Below are 19,808 nucleotides of genomic sequence, written 5' to 3'. Positions count from 1 at the left end.
TTACCGCTCAAATCGGAACATGCCCCGCAGCTTGCGGAGGCCCATTTGCCCCAGGGTTTCTTGTCCTGTGACGATCCGGGCCTGTCCCAAGGCGCCGTGCTGCACCCCCGGCCCGACGCCCGAGGCGCTGGCCAGCACGCGGTACGAGCGGTCGTTGTTCAGGGCCCCCCGCAGGCCCTGTTCGCCTGAGACGTCGCTCGAGGCGGTCGGCCGCGAGCGGTCCTCGTCGGCGGCCGCGAGGCCGATCTCTGCGACGCTGCCGGCGATCGTTCCCCCGGGCAGGCGGTCCGCCAGGATCCGGACCGCGTCCTGGGGCGCCACTAGGCCGCTGTCGGTCTCGTCCAGCAGCAGCACCGCCTGCACGTGGCCCGAACCGATCGAGCACAACAGGTCGCCCCGTTCTACCCAGCACCCGGCGTTCTCTGGATCGAGCGTGGCGCCGGTCCACCCGGGCAGCTCGTCCCGCTCCTGCGGGGCAGGGCGGGGCGGGGGACGCATCACGACGCCGTCGCAGGGCGACGCAACGGTCAGCGCTTGTTGCTCCCTGGCCAGCGTCGCTTGTTGCCGCGTGAGTTCGTGGAGCCGGATTTCTAGCAGGGCGATCTCGCTCAGCAGCTCTGCGTCGCGTTGCGCCACCGGCCGCAGCCCGTCGATGCGGGCCCGGGTTTCGGCCGCCTCGCCGTGGAGCTCGAGCCGACGCAGCTCGAGCTCGGGGTTGGAGAGCCGCGCCAGCACATCCCCCTTGCGGACGTGCTGACCGTAGGCGACGCACGGCGTGAGCCGCCCCGACTCGGGGGCCGCCAGGTTGGTCGCGCTGGCCAGCTCGAACCGGCACGGCGCCCACAGCGTCTGCTCCATCCGCCAACCGGCGGCCCACCAGGCGCCGGCTGCCACCAAGCTTAGGGCCGCCGCCAGCCGCACCACGCGGATCGGCCACTTCCCGTCGGGCACGGCGGGAAAGCAGGCCCGCAGCGACTTGACCAACGCGACGCCAATCCCCGCCAACGTGCCGAAGACCAACAAGTCGCCCAGCGGCCGCAACGACCAGCCGTCCAGCGTCCGGTGGAGGGTCCACAAGATCAGACATAGGATAAACACGATCTGCACAAGCGACGCTAGGGCGAACGCGGCCAACAACCCTCGGGGAGCGTCCAGCGGCTGCTGGGCAGAGCGATCAAGCGCCACCCACCGGGTGAGCGGACGCAGCAACGCCTGCCGCGCCTGTTGGTGGAGGTTCGGCACGCCCCACAGATCGGAGAGCAGGTAGTAGCCGTCAAACCGCATCAACGGGTTAAGGTTGATCAGCAGCGTGGAGAGAGACGCCACCGCGGCTACGTAGAGCGCGAGCGTCCGCGCGAACCCAGGCGTCAGCACCAGCCAAGCGGCCAGGGCCGCGGTGGCCAGCATCAGCTCGAAGTAGACCCCCCCCAGCGTGACAACCGCCCGACGCCAGCGGCTGCGGAACGACCAAGCGTCGGACACGTCGCAGTAGAGGCAGGGCGCGAGCGCCAGCAGCATCACGCCCATCTCGTGGCACTCCCCCCCCATGCGGCGGCAGGCCAGCCCGTGACCGATCTCATGCCATGACTTCGCCAACGCAACGGCCAAGACGGCGGCCGCGGCGTAGCGCGGATCGAACAGGTCGAGGAGCCGCGCCCCCTCTTGAACCAGCGCTTCCTGCCGGCCGAAGACCCCAACCCCCACCAGCAGCGCCACCGCAAGCCACGCCGCCAGCCCGGCCCAGCTAAAGGCGATCGCCCCGATCGGCGCCAGGACCCTCAGCAGCGGCGTCGGATCGAAACCGGGAAGCCGGATCACCAGCGGCGAGAACGACCAACCGCGCGAGTCGCGCGCCCGCGGCCGCGGCTTGCGGAGGGGGGCGCCGCTGCCCGGCCCCTCGGGGAGCAGCAGAGACGAATCGTGCAGTTGGCTGCAGAGCCGCAGCATCGCCGCGGCCGAGATCTTCTCGGGCGCGAACGCAAGGTTGTAGGCGCGTTGCAGGTTGTCGATCGACTTGGGCGCGGCGAGCTGCTCCAGCACAAACGCCTCGCGGGCCCCGAGATGAAAGTACTCTAGCGACACCGGGTCTTTCACGACGTAGCGATGGGGCCCCTGGCCCTCGATCTGGGAGATCGAGAGGTCGGGTCGCGCGCGGAGCTTGGTTTCGCCGGCGAGTTTCATCGAGTTGGGACGGCCCTAGCGGGAACGGGGCAGGGACACAGCGGTCGGGGCGCCGCCGGTGAGCGCGTCGGCGCCGTCTTTCTCGGCATCTCCACGCGGCGGCAAGATCGTGATTGAGACGCTCAGGCCCGGCCGCAGCTTCATCGCGGCGTTGTCGATCTCGGCCCAGAAGCGGACCTGCGAGTTCACCGGCTCCGCCTCGGGGCTGACGAACACGACCCGCCCGTTGGCGACCGCCTCGCCTCCGCCGGCGAGCGTCGCGTGCACCCGCACCGGGCGTCCTACCGATCCGAGCACCGCGTCTTGTACGTCGAGGTAGCCCTCGGCCCGCAGCAGATCGACACGCACGACCCGCGCGATCAGCTCTCCCTTGTCCGCCCATTCGCCCCCGTGCCGCACCACCTCGGCCACCACGCCAGACGCCGGCGAACGGACGACGAGCCGCTGGAGCTCGTGGCGCGCCAGCCGCAGGTCTGCCTCGGTGCGGGCGATCTTGAGCGCCAGCATCTCGCGTTCAAAGCCCGCGTGCTCGATCTCCAGCGCCGTGCGTTCGACCGCCAGCCGCAACCGGTCTACCTCTTTCGCGGAGACCGTGTTGGCGAACCCTGAGTTTACCTCCAACGCCCGCTGCAGCTCGACGCGGGCCACCTGGTGTTCCTTTTCGGCCAGCCGCACGCGGATGTCGCTCTTCGACTCGCGGCGCGCCATCGCCAGGTCGGCTTCGACTTGTTCGATCGCGAGCTGCTGCGCGGCGCCGTCGATCCGGCCGATCACTTGGCCTGCCTTGACCGTCGATCCTTCGCGCACGCTCAGGTCGACCAGCACCCCCGCCTCGGGGGCGGGCGCCTCGACGCTCTGGGCGGCGGTGAGGATCGCCGACGGGACCTCGATCGCCGCGTCGCTCGCCGCCGACGCGCCCGCGCAGCAGGCGACAACGCACGCGTAGAGCCCGATGCAGACCCAGCGACGCTTAGAACCAAACTCGTTGTAATGCTTCCCAGGCTTCATGGAACCAGACATACCCCAAGGGTGCTTGGCCACAGTCGAGCTTGGCGGCGACCACCATGCCCGAGCGAGGCGCCAAATCTTTTGCTTCTTCCGGTGCGACCACGACCCGCAGCACCGGCTCGCCCGACTCGTTCTGCTGTGTGGCCGACGCAACTTGCAGCACCCGGCCGCGGTAGGTCGTGGCGGGGTCCGACTTGACGACGAACGACGCCGACACCGGCCCTGATTCGACCGCACGCAGCAAGTGACCGGCGTCGCGGTCGGGAGTTTCGAGCTCGATCCGCCACTGGCCATCGGACGCGGCGACCTCCAGCAGTCGCTGGCCGCGCCTCACCGGCCGGCCCGCGAGATAGTCCGCGGGTTTCCAGCTCGTCACCACGCCGGCCGTGGGGCTCACCACGCGCAGCCTCTGGGACTCTTCTTGCAACAGTTGCACACGGCGCGTCTTGGCCTCTACCGACTGGTTGAGCGCCGCGATCCGCGCGGCCAGCGCAGAGACGTCCGTCTCAGGCGATCGATCGCGTGACGGGATGCCGGCCCGCAGCTTGGCCGTTTCGAGCGCCGCGACCTCCTGCTTGGCGGTCGCCAGCTCTGCCTCGGCCTGCTCGATGTCGAGCTGAAGCTCTGAGGAACGCAGCAGGAGCAGTGGCTCGCCAACCTTGACGCGTTGGCCGTGCCGCACGAGCAGGCGGTCGACCGTGGCGTCGCAGGGGGCGAAGACCCGGCTCGAATCCACCGGCTCCAGGCGGCCCTCCGCGGCGATCTTTAGTTCTGCCGGAACGAGCACCAGCGATGCCGCCGCGGCGGCCGCCAAGGCAGCGGCCAATCCCGCCAACGCGAGCGCCCGGAGCGACCGGCCGGCGCCCAGCCGCGTCAGCCAGCCGAGCAGCGGGGCGGCGCCGACGGTCTGCACGCGCTCGACCGCGATCGCCGCGTGCGCGGTCAGCGTTTCCAGCGCCGGCAGCGCGTTCTCGGGCAGCTTGCCCGCGTAGTGTTCGGCCACCAGAGCGACCACCGGGCGACGCCGCTGCAGGCGGCCGCTACACTGCTCGGCGTCTTCGTCTTCTGGAACAGCCCCGGGAGACACGACTAGGCACCGGCACTCGGAGTCTCCCAAGTAGGCCTCCAGCGCCCGCTCCACCTGAGGCGCCGCTTCGGTTGGGTTCTCTCCCGCAACCAACAACTGTCCGTCCATCGCGACAACGCGGGTCAGGCGTTCTAGCTTCCGCACCGCGTCGCTCCGCCTGGCCGGCGTCTCGACGCCGCTGATGGCGATCAACCGCCAGCGGCTCCCCTGGGCCTCGAGCAGCGCCAAGCGGTCGCAGCCCACTACCCGCCGCCCCTGGTCGCACACCAGCCGGGCGACCTCTGGCAGCTTCCAGGCGCGGTGCAGCCGCAGCAGCAGCGACTCGACCCGCGCCAACCGGCGGAGGGTGTCCCCGGTGGCGGCCACCTGGCGGCGGAGCTCGAAGTCGTCTGCGATCTCGGCGATCGCCGCGGCCAGCTCTAGCAGGCGGTCGGCCGTTTGTTCGGTCATCTCCTCGGGCAAGTGGTGCGTCAGCACGCCGACCGGCCCGGAGGCGCTCCGTACCGGGCAGGCGAGCACCCAACCGCGTCCGACCCGCCCGGAGCCCGTCAGTCGTTGGGGAACGCCGCTGCGCGCCGCCTGCTTGAGCCGTTTGGCGAGGACGGGGTCGGTCGCGGCGGCGCCGACCTGCCGCCGGCCGTGCCGCAGCGAAGGGGTGCGGCCGCGAGCGGCCTGCCAGAAGCCGGCGGCCTCTGCCCCCAGGGCCAGCCGCGAAGACTCCAGCAGTTGACCGTAGAAGCGCTCGTGGCTTTGCTCTGCCTGGGCGAGCGCGCCCAGGTCGTCTAAGAAGCTGTCGACGTCGAAGAGCTGCGAGCCTTCGGGCGATCGTGGGCGAGCCGCGTCCATCCGATTGAACCTGCCGGTGTGCGTCGGGGCCCCGTCCGTCGGGCCCTTTCCTTGGGGACTTAGCGTAAGGCCCCCCGCACCCGTCAGCGCGGCTGGCCCGGGCGGTCTTCTCCCCGCCCAGCCGTCCATTGTAGTCGGGCCCGCGATCGCCGCCTTCGATCGGCACGGGAAAAGCCCTCCGACTTGGCCTGCTCGCCCGCAGAACCGTCACCAGCGATAAGCGTGTTCCAACGCGCCAGCGCAACCGCGGCCGTCAGGGCGGAGGTCGACGCCAGCGCCTGGCCTGCACCGACCGAAGCCCCCCGGCGATCGGCCGGCGCTTCGGCGTAGTACGCCTCAAAGGCGTCTTCGTACGCGGCCGAGGCTTGCGAAGCCGCCGCGGCGTCGTCCGGCATCGCGGCGCCGTCGGCCGCCTGGGGAGGCTCTGCCGGCAGGGCGGGGGGAGCGGGGATGGCCTCTTGGGCGCCGCCCGCCTCGTCCGTCGGTTGCTGCACGGCGTCATCGGCCGGGGCGCCCTTCACCCATTCGTCCAGCGGCTGCTCGCCCCGCGTGGTCTTGGTGACGATGCGGTACTTGCCCTCGGGCGCCGGCCCGTCGTCGATCTTCTCGCGGATCTTCTCGAGGAAGTCCCCCTCGGTTTCGCCGTCCCACTGCACGGGCCACTCTTCGCCCGGCAGGCTGTTGGCCCACTCGTCTCCCTCGACCCGGCCGTAGAGGATGGTCTCTACCGAGGCCGAGACCGTCCCGCGTGATTCGTCCGCCACGGTCCGCGGCTGGGGCGTGGTGACCGTCGCGGCGACCGGCGGCGGCTGGGTCGGCACGAACAGCGTCGGCTGCTCCGGCGCAGAAAACTCGTAGTAGCCCCCCGTTTGGGCGCTGATCACGCGCGGCGTGACAGACGACTCCACAAAGTTGAGGTCGGTCGCCCCGTCGACGGCGGCCGGGTTGACGCCGTCGAACAGGTTGATGTTCGGGTCGTTGTAGAGCCGGAACGTGGTCGGCAGCAGGTTGACGTCTGGGTTGTTCGGGAAGAACGCCTGATCGTAAACGTGCACCACGGTCACCGCACGCGGGTTGCCCGCGACGTTGGAGAACGCGAGCGCCGGGAACAGGGGGCTCATCGCGGGGTTGTCGCGTAGCTGCTGGGTGGCGGGGTCTTGCACCGACTCCGACACGCGGGTCACGTCGGCGTAGGGGATCGTTCCCTCGAGCCCCGGGGAGAGGTCCGGGCCGCCGAGCTGCTTGTCTTGCACGTCGGGCGTCTCTAGCTCAACAAACAGGTTGCCCTCGTCCCGCGAGCCAGCCACCAGGGTCACGCGCTGCTCGAACGGCTGGTTCGAGGCGATTCCGTTGGTGCCGACGATCAGGCCCGTGGTGGCGGCGTTCTGCAGCTCGGTGGGCGCGTCGACCACCATCAACGGGCCCTCGCCCACGGCGCCCGCCGTGCCGGGTCGGACGCTCGTCACCGTGCCGGTCGAGCTCTGCAGGCGGGTCGTACGCGCCCCGACCGCGATGGCGTTTGCCGGGTCCTCGGTGTCGATCTTCAGCGTCCCGGCCGCGAGGGCCGTCATGGCGCCGGCGCCGATCAGGGTCGCTACCGGGGCGTCGCGGTCGGCCAGGGCGACGTCCGCAGACTCCAGCCCCTTGGCGGTAAACACCAGGTCGCCGGCCGCGGACGGGTCGTCGCTGGCGGTGGTCTGGATGTAGGCGTTGCCGTCGTCGCGCACCTCGATGCCGATCCGGTACTCTTGCACGCCGGTGGCGTCGTGGACCACCCCAACCCGCGCGTCCCCAACCACCACAGCCACCACGGTGTAGGCGTCGGTGTACTGGTAGGCGGCCCTGTCTGCGTCCCCCTGCGGCGTGCCGGCGTCGGCGAAGCGCGACGGGCTCAGCACGCGCACGCCATCGAGCGGCGTCACGCCGCTGGGATCGACCGGCACGGCGCCCGGGCTGGGCACGATCTGGATCGGGAAGAACGGCGACTCCAGCGGCGTGTCGATGTTCGCCGCGAGCGGGATCAGGGCGTTGTCAAAGTTGGCGGCCAGCACCGAGCCAAACGCCTCGGCCTTTCCGCCGGACAGCGACAGGTTGGGCGCCGTGTCGCCCGGCGCGCTATCGGTCAGCCGGACCTGCGTCAGCAGCACCGCGCCGTTGACGCTATTGATCGCTACACGACTGGCGGTGAGGGGCGCCGCGTTGGCCATCGGGCTGCCGGCTTCGGCGTCGCCGATCTGGCTCACCGTGCCTGACGCGGTAAAGAAGAACGTGCCAACAAACGCCGGGTCGGCCGGCCCGGTGCGGAGGTTGACCGACGTGTCGGCCTCGATCGAGACGTTGCTGGCGGCCAGGGCAAGGAAGCGATCGGCGTCGAACGGAGCGGGGCCCCCGTCCGTTCCCATGCTGAACGTGGCGCCGGCGTCGCCGAGGATGATGTCGGAGCCGGTCGCCGCGGCGAGCTCGCCGGAGACGTTGAGCGTCGTCGACGCATTGGGGTTATCCGTGACGCCTCCCCCGAGGGCCGTAAGCTCGCCCGTGTCAGCCAAGCTGGCGAGAGGCCCGCCCCCCAAGGCGCCGAGGATGATGGGGCCGTCCAGGGCGATGCGGACCTGGCCGCTGGGCGCCACGAAGTTGAGCGAGCCGAGTTGGGCGTTGGCCGCCGCGGGGGCGCCGGTGGCGGGGACCACGCCGATGTCGATGTTCTGCCCGGCGCCCACGGTGAACGAGCCGTGGCCGACCACGATCAGTGAGTTGGTCGCGCCGGCGTCGGCCAGCGTGATGGCGCCGGTGGCGATCATCGTGCTGGCGCCGTTGACGCGCAGGGTGGCGGTGGGGGCGTCGGTGATGTTGCCGGTGGTTTGGAGGCTCAGCGTGCCCACCTCCGAGGCGCCGGCGAACTCGGTGCCGGAGTCCTCTTGGACCGTTACCGAGGCGCCGAACAGGCGGAGCTGGCCGAAGTTTGCCGCGCCGGCCGAGCCGATCGTGATGTCGAAGGCGGGCGCATTGAAGAACGCCAGCCCGCCGACCGACAAGATATCGGCGGGTTGATCGTTGAGGACAATCTCGCCGGCGGCGTTGATGGTCGCGGCCCCGGTGACCGTGAGCGACACGCCACTGGCGTCGGTCACGCCCCCGGTCGAGGTGAGCGCAAGGGTCGAGGCCGACGACACACCGAACAGTTGCGTTGAAGAATCCTCCTGCACACTCACCGCGGCGCCGACGAAGCGGAGCGAGCCGAAGTTGGTCGTTCCGAGGCTGCCGAGAGTGATCGCAGAGGACGGAGCGGTGAGGAAGCTGGCCTGACCGCCGACGCTCAGCACGTCGCCGGCCGAGTCGCTGAGGGTGATCGGCCCGCCTGCGCTCAGCGTAGCCACGCCGCCGATGTTGATAACCGTGCCGGCGCCGTCAGAGATGCTCCCGGCAGCGGTGATCATCGCGTCGGTCGTGACCGTCAGGGAGGTCGCCGCTTCGGTCGTGACAGCGCCGGCAGAGACGAGACCCAGAGTCGACGCCGTAGACGCGCCCCACAACTCTGTAGCCGAGTCTTCTTGGATCGAGACGCCGGCGCCGACAAAGCGGAGCTGACCGAAATTCGCGGCCCCTGCCGGTCCGATCATGATCGCCTGGCCCGGGGCATTGAAGAACGCCCGCCCGCCGACCGTGAGGGTGTTGTCGGCCTGGTCGCTCAGCGTGATCGGGCCCCCCGCGTTGATCGTCCCCATGCCGGACACAACCAGCGAAGCGGCGGCCGCGTCGGTCACAGCGCCCGTTGAAGAGAGCGACAGCGAGGCCGCCGTCGAGGCGCCGGCCAGCTGGGTCGCCGAGTCTTCTTGGATCGTCACCGCGGCGCCCACGAACCGCAGCGAACCAAAGTTGGCGGCGCCGAGCGGGCCGATCGCGATATCGCTGGCGGGCGATGTGTTGAAGAACGCCAGCCCGCCCACGCTCAGCACGTCGCCGGCGGTGTCGTTCAGCGTGATCGCAGCCGCGGCGTTCAGGGTTGCGTCGCCGCCGACGGAGACGGACGTCATCGCCGCGTCGCTGATGGCGCCGGCCGATGTCAGGGTGAGCACGTCCGCCGTGGAGACGCCGCGCAGCTCTGTGGAGGAGTCTTCTTGGATCGAGACGGCCGTCCCAACAAAGCGTAGCCCACCAAAGTTCGCGACGCCCGCCGGGCCGACGCTGATCGCTTGACCCGGCGCGTTCAAGAAGGCCAGGCCGCCGACGGAGAGCGTGTTGCCGACCGCGTCGGCGAGCGTGATGGCGCCGCCGGCGTTGATCGTGGCGTCTCCGGTCACCGCGAGCGACGCGGCGGCCGCGTCGGTCACAGCGCCCGCGGAGGAGAGCGTGAGCGACGTTGCAGAAGAGGCGCCGCTCAGGTTCGTCGCGGAGTCTTCCTGGATCACGGCGCCGGCGCCGACAAAGCGCAGCGAGCCGAAGTTGGCCGTGCCCGCCGGCCCGACCGCGATGGCCTGGCCCGGTGCATTGAAGAAGGCGACGCCCCCAACCGAGAGCACGTCGCCCGCCGTGTCGTTCAGCGTGATCGGCCCGGCCGCATTGAACGTCGCGTCGCCGGCGACGTTGATCATCGACGCGTCGGTGATCGAGCCAGAAGAGGTGATCGTGAAGTTGTCAGCGCTGATGGTCGTGAGGACGGTGTCGGAGTCTTCTTGGATCATGACCACGGCGCCGGTGGCGGCGAGCTGGCCGAAGTTCGATGTTCCGGCAGGGCCGATCGTTATGTTCTGCCCGGCGGCGGAAAAACTGGCCAGGGCGCCGACCGAGAGGGTGTTGTCCGCCGCGTCGCTCAAGAGGATCACGCCCCCCGCGGTGAGGCCCGCGCCGCCGACAACCGTGATCGAGGCCCCGGCGGCGTCGGTGATCGCGCCGGCCGACGTCAGGCTCAAGGAATCGGCCGTCGATACGCCCGCAAACTCGGTCGCCGAGACTTCTTGGACCGAGACCCCTGCGCCGACGAATCGCAGCGTGCCGAAGTTGGTGGTCCCCGCCGGGCCGATCATGATCGCCTGCCCCGGCGCGTTCAAGAACGCCAGGCCTCCCACGGCAAGCGTGTTGGCGGCTTCGTCGCTCAGCGTGATCGGCCCACCCGCGTTGATCGTGGCGCCGCCGGTGACGTTCAGCGTCGCTGCCGCAGCGTCGGTCACGGCGCCGGCAGACGATAACGCGAGCGAAGCGGCGGTCGAGGCGCCGACCAGTCCGGTCGCCGAGTCTTCTTGAATCGTCACGCCGGCGCCAACAAAACGCAGCGAGCCGAAGTTGGCGGCGCCGGCCGAGCCGATTGTGATCGATTGGCCCGCGGCGTTGAAGAAGGCCGTGCCGCCGACCGAAAGCACGTCGCCCGCTTGGTCGTTCAGCGTGATGGCGCCGGCCGAGTTGAACGTGCCGTCGCCGGCGATCGAGATCATCGACGCGTCGGTGATCGATCCGGCAGAGGTGATCGAGAAGGAGTTGGCGGTGATGGTCGTCAGGACCGTGTCGGAGTCTTCCTGCACCACTACCGCGGCGCCGTTCGCGGCGAGCTGGCCAAAGTTTGCGGCGCCGAGGGCGCCGATAGAGATGTCTTGGCCGGGGGAGCTGAACGTCGCCAGCGTGCCGATCGTTAGCGTGTCGGTCGCCGTGTCGTTGAGCGTGATCGGTCCCGTCGCGTTGAACACGCCCGCCTGGCCGACCGTAATCGAGGTCCCCGCGCCGTCCGAGATCGCTCCGGCGGCGGTGAAGGTCGCGTTGCCGGCCACAGAAAGCTGGGCGCCGGCGGCCGTTGTCATCGCACCGGCAGAGGTGAGGCCGAGCGACGCGGCCGACGACACGCCCCACAACTCGGTGGCGGAGTCTTCTTGGATCAAGGTAGCGGCGCCAGCGAAACGAACCTGGCCGAAGTTGGCGAGACCCGCCGGCCCCACCGTGATCGCCTGCCCCGGCGCGTTCAAGAAGGCCTGGCCCCCGACGCTCAGCGACTCGCCTGCCTGATCCGCGAGGAGGATGGCGCCGCCCGCATTGATCGTGCCGGCGCCCGTCACCGTTACCGACGTTCCCCCCGCGTCGGTCACTCCCCCGGCCGATCCGAGGCTCAATGAAGCAGCGGTCGACGCGCCGGTTAGCTGCGTGCCCGAGTCTTCTTGAACCGTCACCGCGGCGCCGACAAAGCGGAGCGAGCCAAAGTTGGCCAGTCCGGCCGGACCGACCGAAATGGCCTGGCCGGGTGTGTTGAAGAAGGCGACGCCCCCCACGCCCAGGCTGTCGGCGGCGTTGTCGCTCAGCGTGATCGCGCCGCCGGCGTTGAGCGCTAGATCATTCGTGACTGCCAGCGAAGCGCCCGCGGCGTCGGTTACGGCGCCGGTGGAGGTGACCGCAAGCGTGTCCGCGGTAGAAACGCCGAACAGCTCCGTCCCCGAATCCTCTTGAACCGTCACCGAGGCCCCGACGAAGCGGATCTGCCCAAAGTTGGCCATCCCCGCCGAGCCGAGCGTGATGTTGTTGCCGGCCGCGAGGAAGGTCGCCTGGCCCCCAACCGAGAGGATGTCTCCCGGGTTCTCGTTCATCACGATCGGGCCGGCCGCTACGAAGAGGGCGTCGCCGGCAATCGAGATGTTCGACGAGTCGGTGACGCCGCCGCCGGAGTGGAGCTCGAAGGTGGTTGCGATCACGCTGGTCAGGTTCGACGCCGAGTCTTCGTACACCACCACCGTGGAGCCGGTAAGGTTCAGCGAGCCAAAGTTTGCCGTGCCGGCGTCGCCGACCGACACGTCTGAGTAGGGAGCGCCGGCCCCGGCGCGTAGCAGCGCCAGGCTGCCCACCGAGAAGACATTACCCTCGGCGTCGGCCAGGTCGATCGAGGCGTCTCCCAGCGTGTCGCCGAACGTGGCGTCCAAAATGCACATGTCGAACGCGTTCACTGCGCCGTCGCCGTTGGCGTCGCCCTGGGCATGCGTGGCGCCACTGGCGCCTACGAACGTGTCGTAGATGTCCCGGTCGGCCTGGTCGACAACGCCGTTCCCGTCGAAGTCCGCCTCCAGCAGCGGCGCGGCGGTCCGCAGCGTTGCGTCCTGTGAGATTAGGATCTGGGCGCCGGCGGAGTCGGTGATCGATCCGGTGGTGTCAATCGTAAAGTTGACCGCGTCGATCGAGTCGAGCACGGTCGAAGAGGCCTCGCGGACCTGGGCGTCGCCGCCGATCACGGTCAGGCTGCCGAAGTAGGCCCGTCCCCCCTGGCCAACGCTGATGTTGAACCGGTCGGCGCCGTCACTTGCGTCGAACGTAGCGTGGCCGCCGACGCTCAGCAGGTCGGCCGGGTTGTTGGCCAGCGTGATGCCGCCCGGCTGCGAGGTCTGGCCCAGCGTGTCGCGCCACACGGTGTAGTCGGCGGCGTCGACAAAGCCGTCGCCGTTGGCGTCGCCCTGGCTCTTGAGGGCGCCGCTGACGCCGAAGTTTGACTTCCAGACGTCGTAGTCGGCGCCATCGACCAGCCCGCTGCCGTCAAAGTCCGCCTCGGGCGAGAACGTCCGCGAGATGAACGTGGCGTCGCCCGTGACCGTGATCTTGGTCCCCGCGCCGTCGACAATGGGCCCGAACGCAAAGACCTGCAGGTCGCCCACAACGTTGAGGCTCGTGACGGTGATCCCGGCATCGGGCGCCGCCGCTAGGTTGAGCTGATTGCTGCCGAGCGCCAGTTGGGTGCCGGCCGCTTGGCTCACCGACCTGACCCCCACCAATTGAACGGGGCCGCCCAGCATGCTGAGGTCGGCCTGGCCGAACTCGACGTCCAGCGGCGTGTTTTGGTTGCTGGCGACGGTCAATCCGCCGACGATCTGATCGACCATCGCGGCGTCCAGCATCAGCGTCTGCCCGTCGACGTGCACCCCCTCCATGGGCTGCTCCATCGGGGTCCAGTCGCCGCTGCCCAGCGTGAAGCGGTACTCCGATTCGAGCTGCGAGATCGAGAGCGTCTCGCCGCCGGAATCGAAGCCAGAGAGCATCATTCCCGAGGCGCCGAGCGAGAAGTCGGCGCTCAGCACCCGGCGCCGTTCGAGACGGAGGATGCGCAGCGCCGGCGCCGCGACGCTCCTTGGCAGGGGGCGTGGCGAAAACCAGTCGACTAGACGACGAACCATGCTCATGGCGCCGGGCCCCCCCATACCGCGAAAATATCTGCCGTTAGGCAGCGGAAAACCCCTCGGCCCGACGGCCGGGACTAGCGGGTGCCCGAAACCTTGGTTTAAACACCCAACTTCCGGCTGTCAAATAATTTGCGACCGAGAACACGCTCCGCGGGCCCCAAATGGGCCCCAAGCATGAGCCGGCTCTGGCGCGCGAGAGCGGGGGCCGGCGCGAGTCAGATCGCCCGTCAGGGCAGGTGAAAGCTGAACCGCTGCTCCCCGGCCTGGAAGCAGCAGCCGTCGACCAATTTGATCTCTTCGATCTTCACCCAAACGCGGTTGGTGCAACCGCAGTCGTACAACCGCCACTGCTGCTGGTCGTCCAGCTCGATCCGCAGGCTGCGGGGGTCGAGGAACGGGTTGTTCTTGAGGATCGGGAGGCACTGGCTGGCGTCGGAGCCAATCCAGTGCGCGCCCGGCTTCAGCGCCACCTGCTCCTCGTAGCGGCCCGGCGCCACCTTGGCGAGCATCGCTGTTTCGGGGCCCCCCGGCTGGAAAAACCGCACCAGGTCGGCGCCCAGCAGCAGCTCGTCGGCGTTGCGGAGCCTGACCCGGCGGGCGCTGACAAACGTCCCGTTGGTGCTGCCCAGGTCGCGGAGCACCCAGTGCCACTGGCCGTCGACCGAGCGGCGGTCGATCCGCAGGTGCCGCCGCGACATCTGCAGCTCGTGCGGGATGGTGAGGTTCCCCTCCTGCCGGCCGATATCGAACGGCACCTGGCGGATCCGCACGCGTTCGGACCCCTCTTGGTTGTCGTCGAACACCTGCAAAACCGCGGTCGGGGGCCGCTGCGTAGGGCGGTAGATGGGGGTCGCCGGCGACCGGCTCACGCCGCTGGGCTCCCAGGTGCTGGTTTGGCTCCCGGCGCCCTCGGCGGGCTTCTCCGATTTGGTGGAAGAGACGCTCCCAACGCTGAAATCGGTCGAAAGGTCCTGGGTAGAGTCGAGGTCGACGTCCCCCTCGAGCAGCGTAGCGCCGCTGCTGACCGAACCGGCCAGACCCTCGGGGATGGCCGAGCTCTCCCCGCTGGCGGGAGGCGCCTCGGAGTCTCCCTGGAACCCCGATTCCTCGTCGCGGATGTCGTCTACTTCCATGCGATCGAGCGCACTGGACCACTGCTCGGCGCGCGCCTTGGCCGCCGCGCCTTCGATGAGTTCGCGGGCCTCGCGGTCGGCGGAGTCGTCTGAATCTTTCATTCGGCTCACTCGCGTGGAGTCGTCTCGCCTGTTCGGGTCTTGAACAGTCTGGGCGCCTGCTCGGCGGCCCCTCCCCCTGCATTATGGCCTAAACGAAACGAGAAAGCCGCAACAATTCTTCGCGGAGCTGCTGGCGGGCCCGGTGGCACATCCCCCGCACCGCCCCCTCGGTGGTCCCCATCGCCTCGGCCACCTCGGCCAGCGGGCGGTCCTCCAGGTACCGCAGCCTCAGCACCTGGCGGTAGTGCTCCGGCATCCCGGCCAGGGCCACCTGGAAGGCGCCCTGCAGCTCCTCCAGCATCACCTCCTGGCCCGGGCTCGGCCCGTCGCCGATGGCGATGCTGATCAAGCCGCGGATCGAACTCGACGCGTCGCCCCCCGGCGAGTGCGCGGGCAGATTCGAGAGCCGCTCGCGGTTCCGCTTGCGGCACATGTCCATTAACTGCCGCTCGGCGATCAGCCTCAGCCAGCCGTAGAAGGCGGCCTCGCCCCGCGGTTCGAACCGGCCGATCGACTTGAACGCCTTGAGGTACGTCTGCTGGAGCACGTCCTCGGGTCCGATCGCCGAGCGGGCGTTGGCCGGCATCAAGCGCTCGATATGCGCCGAGAGCGAACGGTGGTGCTCGATCAGCAGCGACTGGAGCGCGTCGACGTCGCCGGCGACGGCCGCAACGATCCGCGCTTCTCCTTCGATGGATGAACTCATCGAGCACCCTCCCCCAGGTGGCACGATCGTTAAAACTCGGCTGCCGACTCCCTTCGATGCTAACCGCGGCGTCGGCGGAATGAAACCTGTCCCGGGGCGCGTGTCGCCTCCACAAAACCAGCAAGAAGCGCGGGCGCTGCGTGCGCGCGCCGGCCGGGCGGCGTTAGAGGATGCTAGATGTCAACCAAGAAAGAATAACGCGGGTGCGTTTATGGCCAGAACACTCAGAGCGCTCTGCAGCGACGTTGTTCACGGGCGTCGCGCCGGGGTGATTCAGCCAAAGCTTTCACCGCGAGGGATGGCAACGCCCCGTCCGGCTGGCCAGAATGAACGCATGTCGAAGACTGAAAAGTACTTGGCGACCGATCGATTGGGCAGCGGGCCCACGTGCGACGTGTACCTGGGCCGCGACTCTGCGGGCGCCGATCGCAAGGTCGCCATCAAGCGGCTCCGCGACGACGGCCGGCTCAACGCCGCGATCCGTGAGCCGTTCTTCGCCGCCGCGCAGCGCTGGTCGGAGCTAACCCACGACGGGTTGGTGGGGCTGTACGAGGTCGACCGCGCCGACGGGGCGGTGATCTACCAGCCGCGTCCCAACACCGCGGCGCGGCTGCTCGCCGCGGCGCCCACCAGCGGCGAACGCGTCGTTGCATGGCTAGGACAAACCGCGGCCGGACTGGAGCACCTCCACGGCCAAGGCCTGCTCCACCTGAATATCAAGCCAACCAACCTGCTCGTTGACGACCAAGACCGGGCCGCGCTCATCGACGGACGCTGCCTGCCCGCGGCAAAGCCGGGAGAGCTGCAGCTAGCCCGCGGCAATATGAAGTACCTAGCGCCGGAAGTCATCGACGCCGACTGCGGCAAGATCGGACCCGCGACAGACATCTTCGCGCTCGGGATGGTGCTGCTGGAGCTGCTGATCGGGCCCAAGTTCGACGACCTATACCGCGGCGTCGGGGTCGACGCGATCGACCCCGAGCGCACCTGGCTGCGGTGGCAGGCCGGGCGCGACGAGCCGCTGCCCGAGATCGCGTTGCAGGCCCCCAACGCCCCCCCCGCGTTGCAGGGCCTGCTCGCCCGCATGCTTGCCAAGAACCCCGGCCACCGCGCCGAGCAGGCGGGGGAGATCCTGCGGGCGCTCGGGGTAACCCCCTCGCCCCCAGGCGCGGCCGTCTCGGCCAACCAGCCACGCACCACCGCGACCCCGATTGGCGCCGGCCCGCTCCCCACGCTGCAAGACATCCCGGGGCGCCCCACGGCGCCGGTCGTGCTGCGGTTCTTGGGCTGCCAAGCAGAGATGATCGGCGTTAACCAAGACGTCTTCACGCTCGGCCCCGGCCCAGACGCCGACTTTCCGATGCCCCCGGAGGTGCAGCCGTCTGGCGGCGCGGCGTTGCGGTTCGGCCGCGGGGCAGAGGGGTGGCGGGTCAACAGCCCGGGGGGGGCCGGGTTTTATTTGAACCAAGACTTTGTCCCTTCATCCGCGGCGCTCCGCTCGGGCGACGTCGTCCGCTTCCGCCCCTCGAGCGCGGGGCTGCAGTTCACCATCCTGAACCAGAACGTAGAGTCGCTGGCGAAGCTGGCCAGCCAGTTCGCCCCCCGGCTCGTCCAGCAGGCGCCCGAATCAGACGCCGCCGCGTCGGCCATGAGCCCGACGACCACCGAGCCGGTGCCCGAAGCGTCGTCCGACCGCTGGACGTGGGCCGTGTGGTGGGTTGCCGTGGGCGTGTTGCTGGCCGCGGCGTTGGCGTTCGGCCAATGGGCCTGGTTCTCGGGGAGCGACGTCGCACCGGTCCCCGTGCAGCCCGTCGAGCCGACGCCCCCCGGCGCCAACACGCTGGTCATCCCTCCCGAGATCGAGATCCCGGTCGACCCGGCGCCCCCAGCCACGGTCGATCCAGCAGCGGCAGATCCAGCGACGGTCGATCCGGCCGCGGCAGATCCAGCCGCGATCAAACCTGCGCCCGCCAAACCCAAGCCGACCGTCCCCGACGCATCCGTGCTCGAACTCTAACGGACCACCCATGGCGTCTTTGCCCCCAACGCCCAACGAGCCCCCAGCCCCCAACGACCCGCCCCCCGGCTCGGGATCGCCCGATCCCCCCGCGATCGGCATCGACCTGGGCACTACCACCTGCGCGGTGGCGCGGCTTTCGAGCGCCGGGGTCGAGTGCTTCCCGCTTGAGGGGGAAAGCCCGCTGGTGCCCAGCGTGCTGTACATCGGCGACCACATTGAAGTAGGCCAGAAGGCGATCGACCTGGGGCTCGACAACCCGGACGCCGTGGTCGAGGCATTCAAGCGGGACATGGGAGAGCCGCACTTCAACCGCAAGATCCGCGCGCATTGGGTCCCGCCGGAAGTGCTCAGCGCGATGATGCTCGACGAGATCCGCGAGCGCGCCTCGCGCCATATCGGCGAGATCAACGAGGTCGTCATCACCGTCCCGGCGTACTTCGACGAACGCCGCCGGAAGGCGACCCTGGAAGCGGGGCGGCTGGCCGGGCTGCGGGTGATGGACATCATCAACGAGCCCGTGGCGGCCGCCCTAGCGGAGATCCACCACGCCGGCCGGCTGGACGGCTCGCACGGCGTGCCGGCCAAGATCATGGTCTACGACCTGGGGGGAGGGACGTTCGACGTGTCGGTCCTCGAGGTCGCCGGCGACGAGATGACCACCCTCGCCTCGGACGGCGACGTGCGGCTGGGCGGGCGCGACTTTGACGAGAGGCTCGTCGACTACGTGGCCGAGAAGTTCCTCAAGCAGCACAACATCGACCCACGCGCCGACTTCGGCTTTGTTCAGAGGCTGTGGTCGCTGGTCCAACGGGCCAAGCACCAGTTGTCCGACGCGGACTCGACCGTCATCAAGTGCGCGTTCGCCGGCATGGAACTCGACGTCAAGATCGACCGGGCCCGCTTCGAGCACCTGATCGAGCCGCTGCTGGAGCGGACCATCGCTACGTCGATCGACGCGCTCGAACAGGCGGGCCTGGCGTGGTCTCAGCTCGACGAGATCTTGTTGGTGGGGGGGTCGAGCCGCATCCCGTTCGTCGCCAAGAAGCTGGCCGAGGCGTCGGGCAAGGCGCCGCGGCTGTGCCACGAGCCCGACCTGGCGGTGGCGAAGGGGGCAGCGCTGTTCGCGGCGATGAAGACGTCGAAGACCCTGGCGCCGTTCCGGGTGATCAACGTCAACGCGCACAGCCTGGGGATCGCGGGGGTAAACGTCCGCACCGGCGAGCCCATCAACCGCATCCTGATCCCGCGCAACTCTCGGCTGCCCGCCAGCAAGCGGCAGAAGTTCGTCACGCGTACGGGGCAGCAGCGCACGGTCGAGATCAAGATTGTGGAGGGAGAGAGCGAGAACCCCGACTACTGCGTCCCGGTGGGCAAGTGCATCGTGACGCTCAGCCCCGACCTCCCCGCGCAGACCGAGGTGTTCGTCACCTGCCGGTACAGCAACAACGGCACCGTATCGGTGTCTGGGCTGGTCCCGGCGACGCACCAGGCCGCCCACGTCGAGATCCGCCGCGACGCGTTCATGGACCTCGAGTCGCTCCCCGTGTGGCGCGACCGGCTGCTCCGCGGCGTGACGGCGCCCTCGGTGGTGACCGCCGACCTGCCGCTGGCGCCCAAGGTGGCGATGCCCGACCCGCTCGACCGGCCCCAAGTGGTGCGGCGGATCGACTACCTCTGTCAGCAGATCGGCCAAGGCGCCCTCGACGCCGCGCCCCCACCCGCGCTCGCGCCGCTGCAGAAACAGGTGGTAAGCGCGCGACGCGAGTACGTGGCGGTGCAGCACCTGCTGGGCCGGGTCCGCTCCGCCATGGCGGTGGAGCAAGACCGACTCGAGAAATCGAAGCTACAGTCCTCGGCCGCGGCCTTGCGGAACTACCTGGGGGAGGTGGAGACGTACTTCATCTACTCCCGGATCGCGATGGGGTCGGCCTGCATCCGAGAAGGCGCCGTTCCAGAAGCACTGCACGCCGAAGCAGACGAGGCCCGAACCCTGACGGCCGCGGTGGCCGGCTGGGTAGACGAATAGGCGCGCAGAAAAAAAGCCGCCGATCGCTAGGCGATCGGCGGCTGATGTGGCTGGCGGCTAGCCGTCACGCGCTGACCGTCTCTTGCAGCCCCGCGTTCTTCCACCCGTCGGCGCCCGACTCGAAGTCGATCACGTGGGTAAAGCCGGCGTCTTCGAGCATGCGAGCCCCGCGCGTCGACGAGTCGCAATCTGAGTTGGCGCAGTACACGACCACCGTCTCGTGCTTGTTGCCCGCCTGCTTCTTGACGCGGTCGACAAAGTCGCTGTCCGATTCCGGGATGTTCACCGCGCCGACGATCTTGGTTTGTTCGAAGTGGTCCGCGGGCAGCGTGTTGACCAACACGAACTTCTGCCCGGCGTCTTGCATGTCCTTGAGCCCCTGAGGGGTGACGGTACGCATTCTTTCTGCTCCTTCAACTAAATCAGGTTGCCCACGCGACGAACCTCGTCGAGTGGTGACGGCCTACCGATGCAAACTTCGTACCAGCGAGCTGTATCCGCTTCGAACGTCTCGTGCGGCGCCGCCGGTTTGCGTTTAGGCCTTCCGGCTGGTCGCTGGGCGGG

9 protein-coding genes are annotated in these 19,808 nt (G+C 69.3%); 2 read left to right on the top strand and 7 right to left on the bottom strand.

Annotated elements, in window-relative coordinates; translation table 11 throughout:
- From Pla175_RS09235 to Pla175_RS09210, 6 genes are all read right to left on the bottom strand, one after another.
- On the bottom strand, positions 1–2,181 hold the full coding sequence (locus Pla175_RS09235) for an efflux RND transporter periplasmic adaptor subunit (RefSeq protein ID WP_145283456.1): 2,181 nt from the start codon (positions 2,179–2,181) through the stop codon (positions 1–3).
- 15 nt (positions 2,182–2,196) lie between these two features.
- A complete protein-coding gene (locus tag Pla175_RS09230) occupies positions 2,197–3,201 on the bottom strand; it encodes an efflux RND transporter periplasmic adaptor subunit (protein WP_145283454.1) in 1,005 nt (334 codons plus the stop codon).
- Positions 3,152–5,122, bottom strand: a complete 1,971-nt coding sequence (locus Pla175_RS09225; RefSeq protein ID WP_197527372.1) for an efflux RND transporter periplasmic adaptor subunit — start codon at positions 5,120–5,122, stop codon at positions 3,152–3,154. The genes Pla175_RS09230 and Pla175_RS09225 overlap by 50 nt, the downstream gene beginning before the upstream one ends.
- Before the next feature lie 83 nt (positions 5,123–5,205).
- Positions 5,206–13,251 carry a beta strand repeat-containing protein gene (locus Pla175_RS09220; protein ID WP_145283450.1) on the bottom strand — a complete coding sequence of 2,682 codons (8,046 nt, stop codon included), beginning with the start codon at positions 13,249–13,251 and terminating at the stop codon, positions 5,206–5,208.
- A gap of 233 nt (positions 13,252–13,484) precedes the next feature.
- Positions 13,485–14,492 carry an FHA domain-containing protein gene (locus Pla175_RS09215; protein ID WP_145283448.1) on the bottom strand — a complete coding sequence of 336 codons (1,008 nt, stop codon included), beginning with the start codon at positions 14,490–14,492 and terminating at the stop codon, positions 13,485–13,487.
- 88 nt (positions 14,493–14,580) lie between these two features.
- Positions 14,581–15,198 carry an RNA polymerase sigma factor gene (locus Pla175_RS09210; RefSeq protein WP_145283446.1) on the bottom strand — a complete coding sequence of 206 codons (618 nt, stop codon included), beginning with the start codon at positions 15,196–15,198 and terminating at the stop codon, positions 14,581–14,583.
- A gap of 334 nt (positions 15,199–15,532) precedes the next feature.
- Here Pla175_RS09210 and Pla175_RS09205 point away from each other — a divergent pair, with 334 nt between their 5' ends.
- On the top strand, positions 15,533–17,215 hold the full coding sequence (locus tag Pla175_RS09205; RefSeq protein ID WP_197527371.1) for a serine/threonine protein kinase: 1,683 nt from the start codon (positions 15,533–15,535) through the stop codon (positions 17,213–17,215).
- A gap of 10 nt (positions 17,216–17,225) precedes the next feature.
- Positions 17,226–19,244, top strand: coding sequence for an Hsp70 family protein (locus tag Pla175_RS09200; protein ID WP_145283441.1), 2,019 nt, complete (start codon positions 17,226–17,228; stop codon positions 19,242–19,244).
- Between the two features lie 64 nt (positions 19,245–19,308).
- On the opposite strand, the gene Pla175_RS09195 is transcribed toward Pla175_RS09200, so the two are convergent.
- On the bottom strand, positions 19,309–19,644 hold the full coding sequence (locus Pla175_RS09195; protein WP_145283439.1) for a rhodanese-like domain-containing protein: 336 nt from the start codon (positions 19,642–19,644) through the stop codon (positions 19,309–19,311).
- Between the last annotated feature and the right edge of the window lie 164 nt (positions 19,645–19,808).

Source organism: Pirellulimonas nuda (assembly GCF_007750855.1).
GTDB lineage: Bacteria > Planctomycetota > Planctomycetia > Pirellulales > Lacipirellulaceae > Pirellulimonas > Pirellulimonas nuda.
This window is presented reverse-complemented; position numbering and strand designations above follow the sequence as displayed.

Bases quoted from the DNA above. Each gene is read 5' to 3' on its own strand.
- Pla175_RS09230 (WP_145283454.1), bottom strand. From the start codon at position 3,201: ATGTCTGGTTCCATGAAGCCTGGGAAGCATTACAACGAGTTTGGTTCT.
- Pla175_RS09215 (WP_145283448.1), bottom strand. From the start codon at position 14,492: ATGAAAGATTCAGACGACTCCGCCGACCGCGAGGCCCGCGAACTCATC.
- Pla175_RS09200 (WP_145283441.1), top strand. From the start codon at position 17,226: ATGGCGTCTTTGCCCCCAACGCCCAACGAGCCCCCAGCCCCCAACGAC.
- Pla175_RS09205 (WP_197527371.1), top strand. From the start codon at position 15,533: ATGTCGAAGACTGAAAAGTACTTGGCGACCGATCGATTGGGCAGCGGG.
- Pla175_RS09225 (WP_197527372.1), bottom strand. From the start codon at position 5,122: ATGGACGCGGCTCGCCCACGATCGCCCGAAGGCTCGCAGCTCTTCGAC.
- Pla175_RS09210 (WP_145283446.1), bottom strand. From the start codon at position 15,198: ATGAGTTCATCCATCGAAGGAGAAGCGCGGATCGTTGCGGCCGTCGCC.
- Pla175_RS09195 (WP_145283439.1), bottom strand. From the start codon at position 19,644: ATGCGTACCGTCACCCCTCAGGGGCTCAAGGACATGCAAGACGCCGGG.
- Pla175_RS09235 (WP_145283456.1), bottom strand. From the start codon at position 2,181: ATGAAACTCGCCGGCGAAACCAAGCTCCGCGCGCGACCCGACCTCTCG.
- Pla175_RS09220 (WP_145283450.1), bottom strand. From the start codon at position 13,251: ATGGTTCGTCGTCTAGTCGACTGGTTTTCGCCACGCCCCCTGCCAAGG.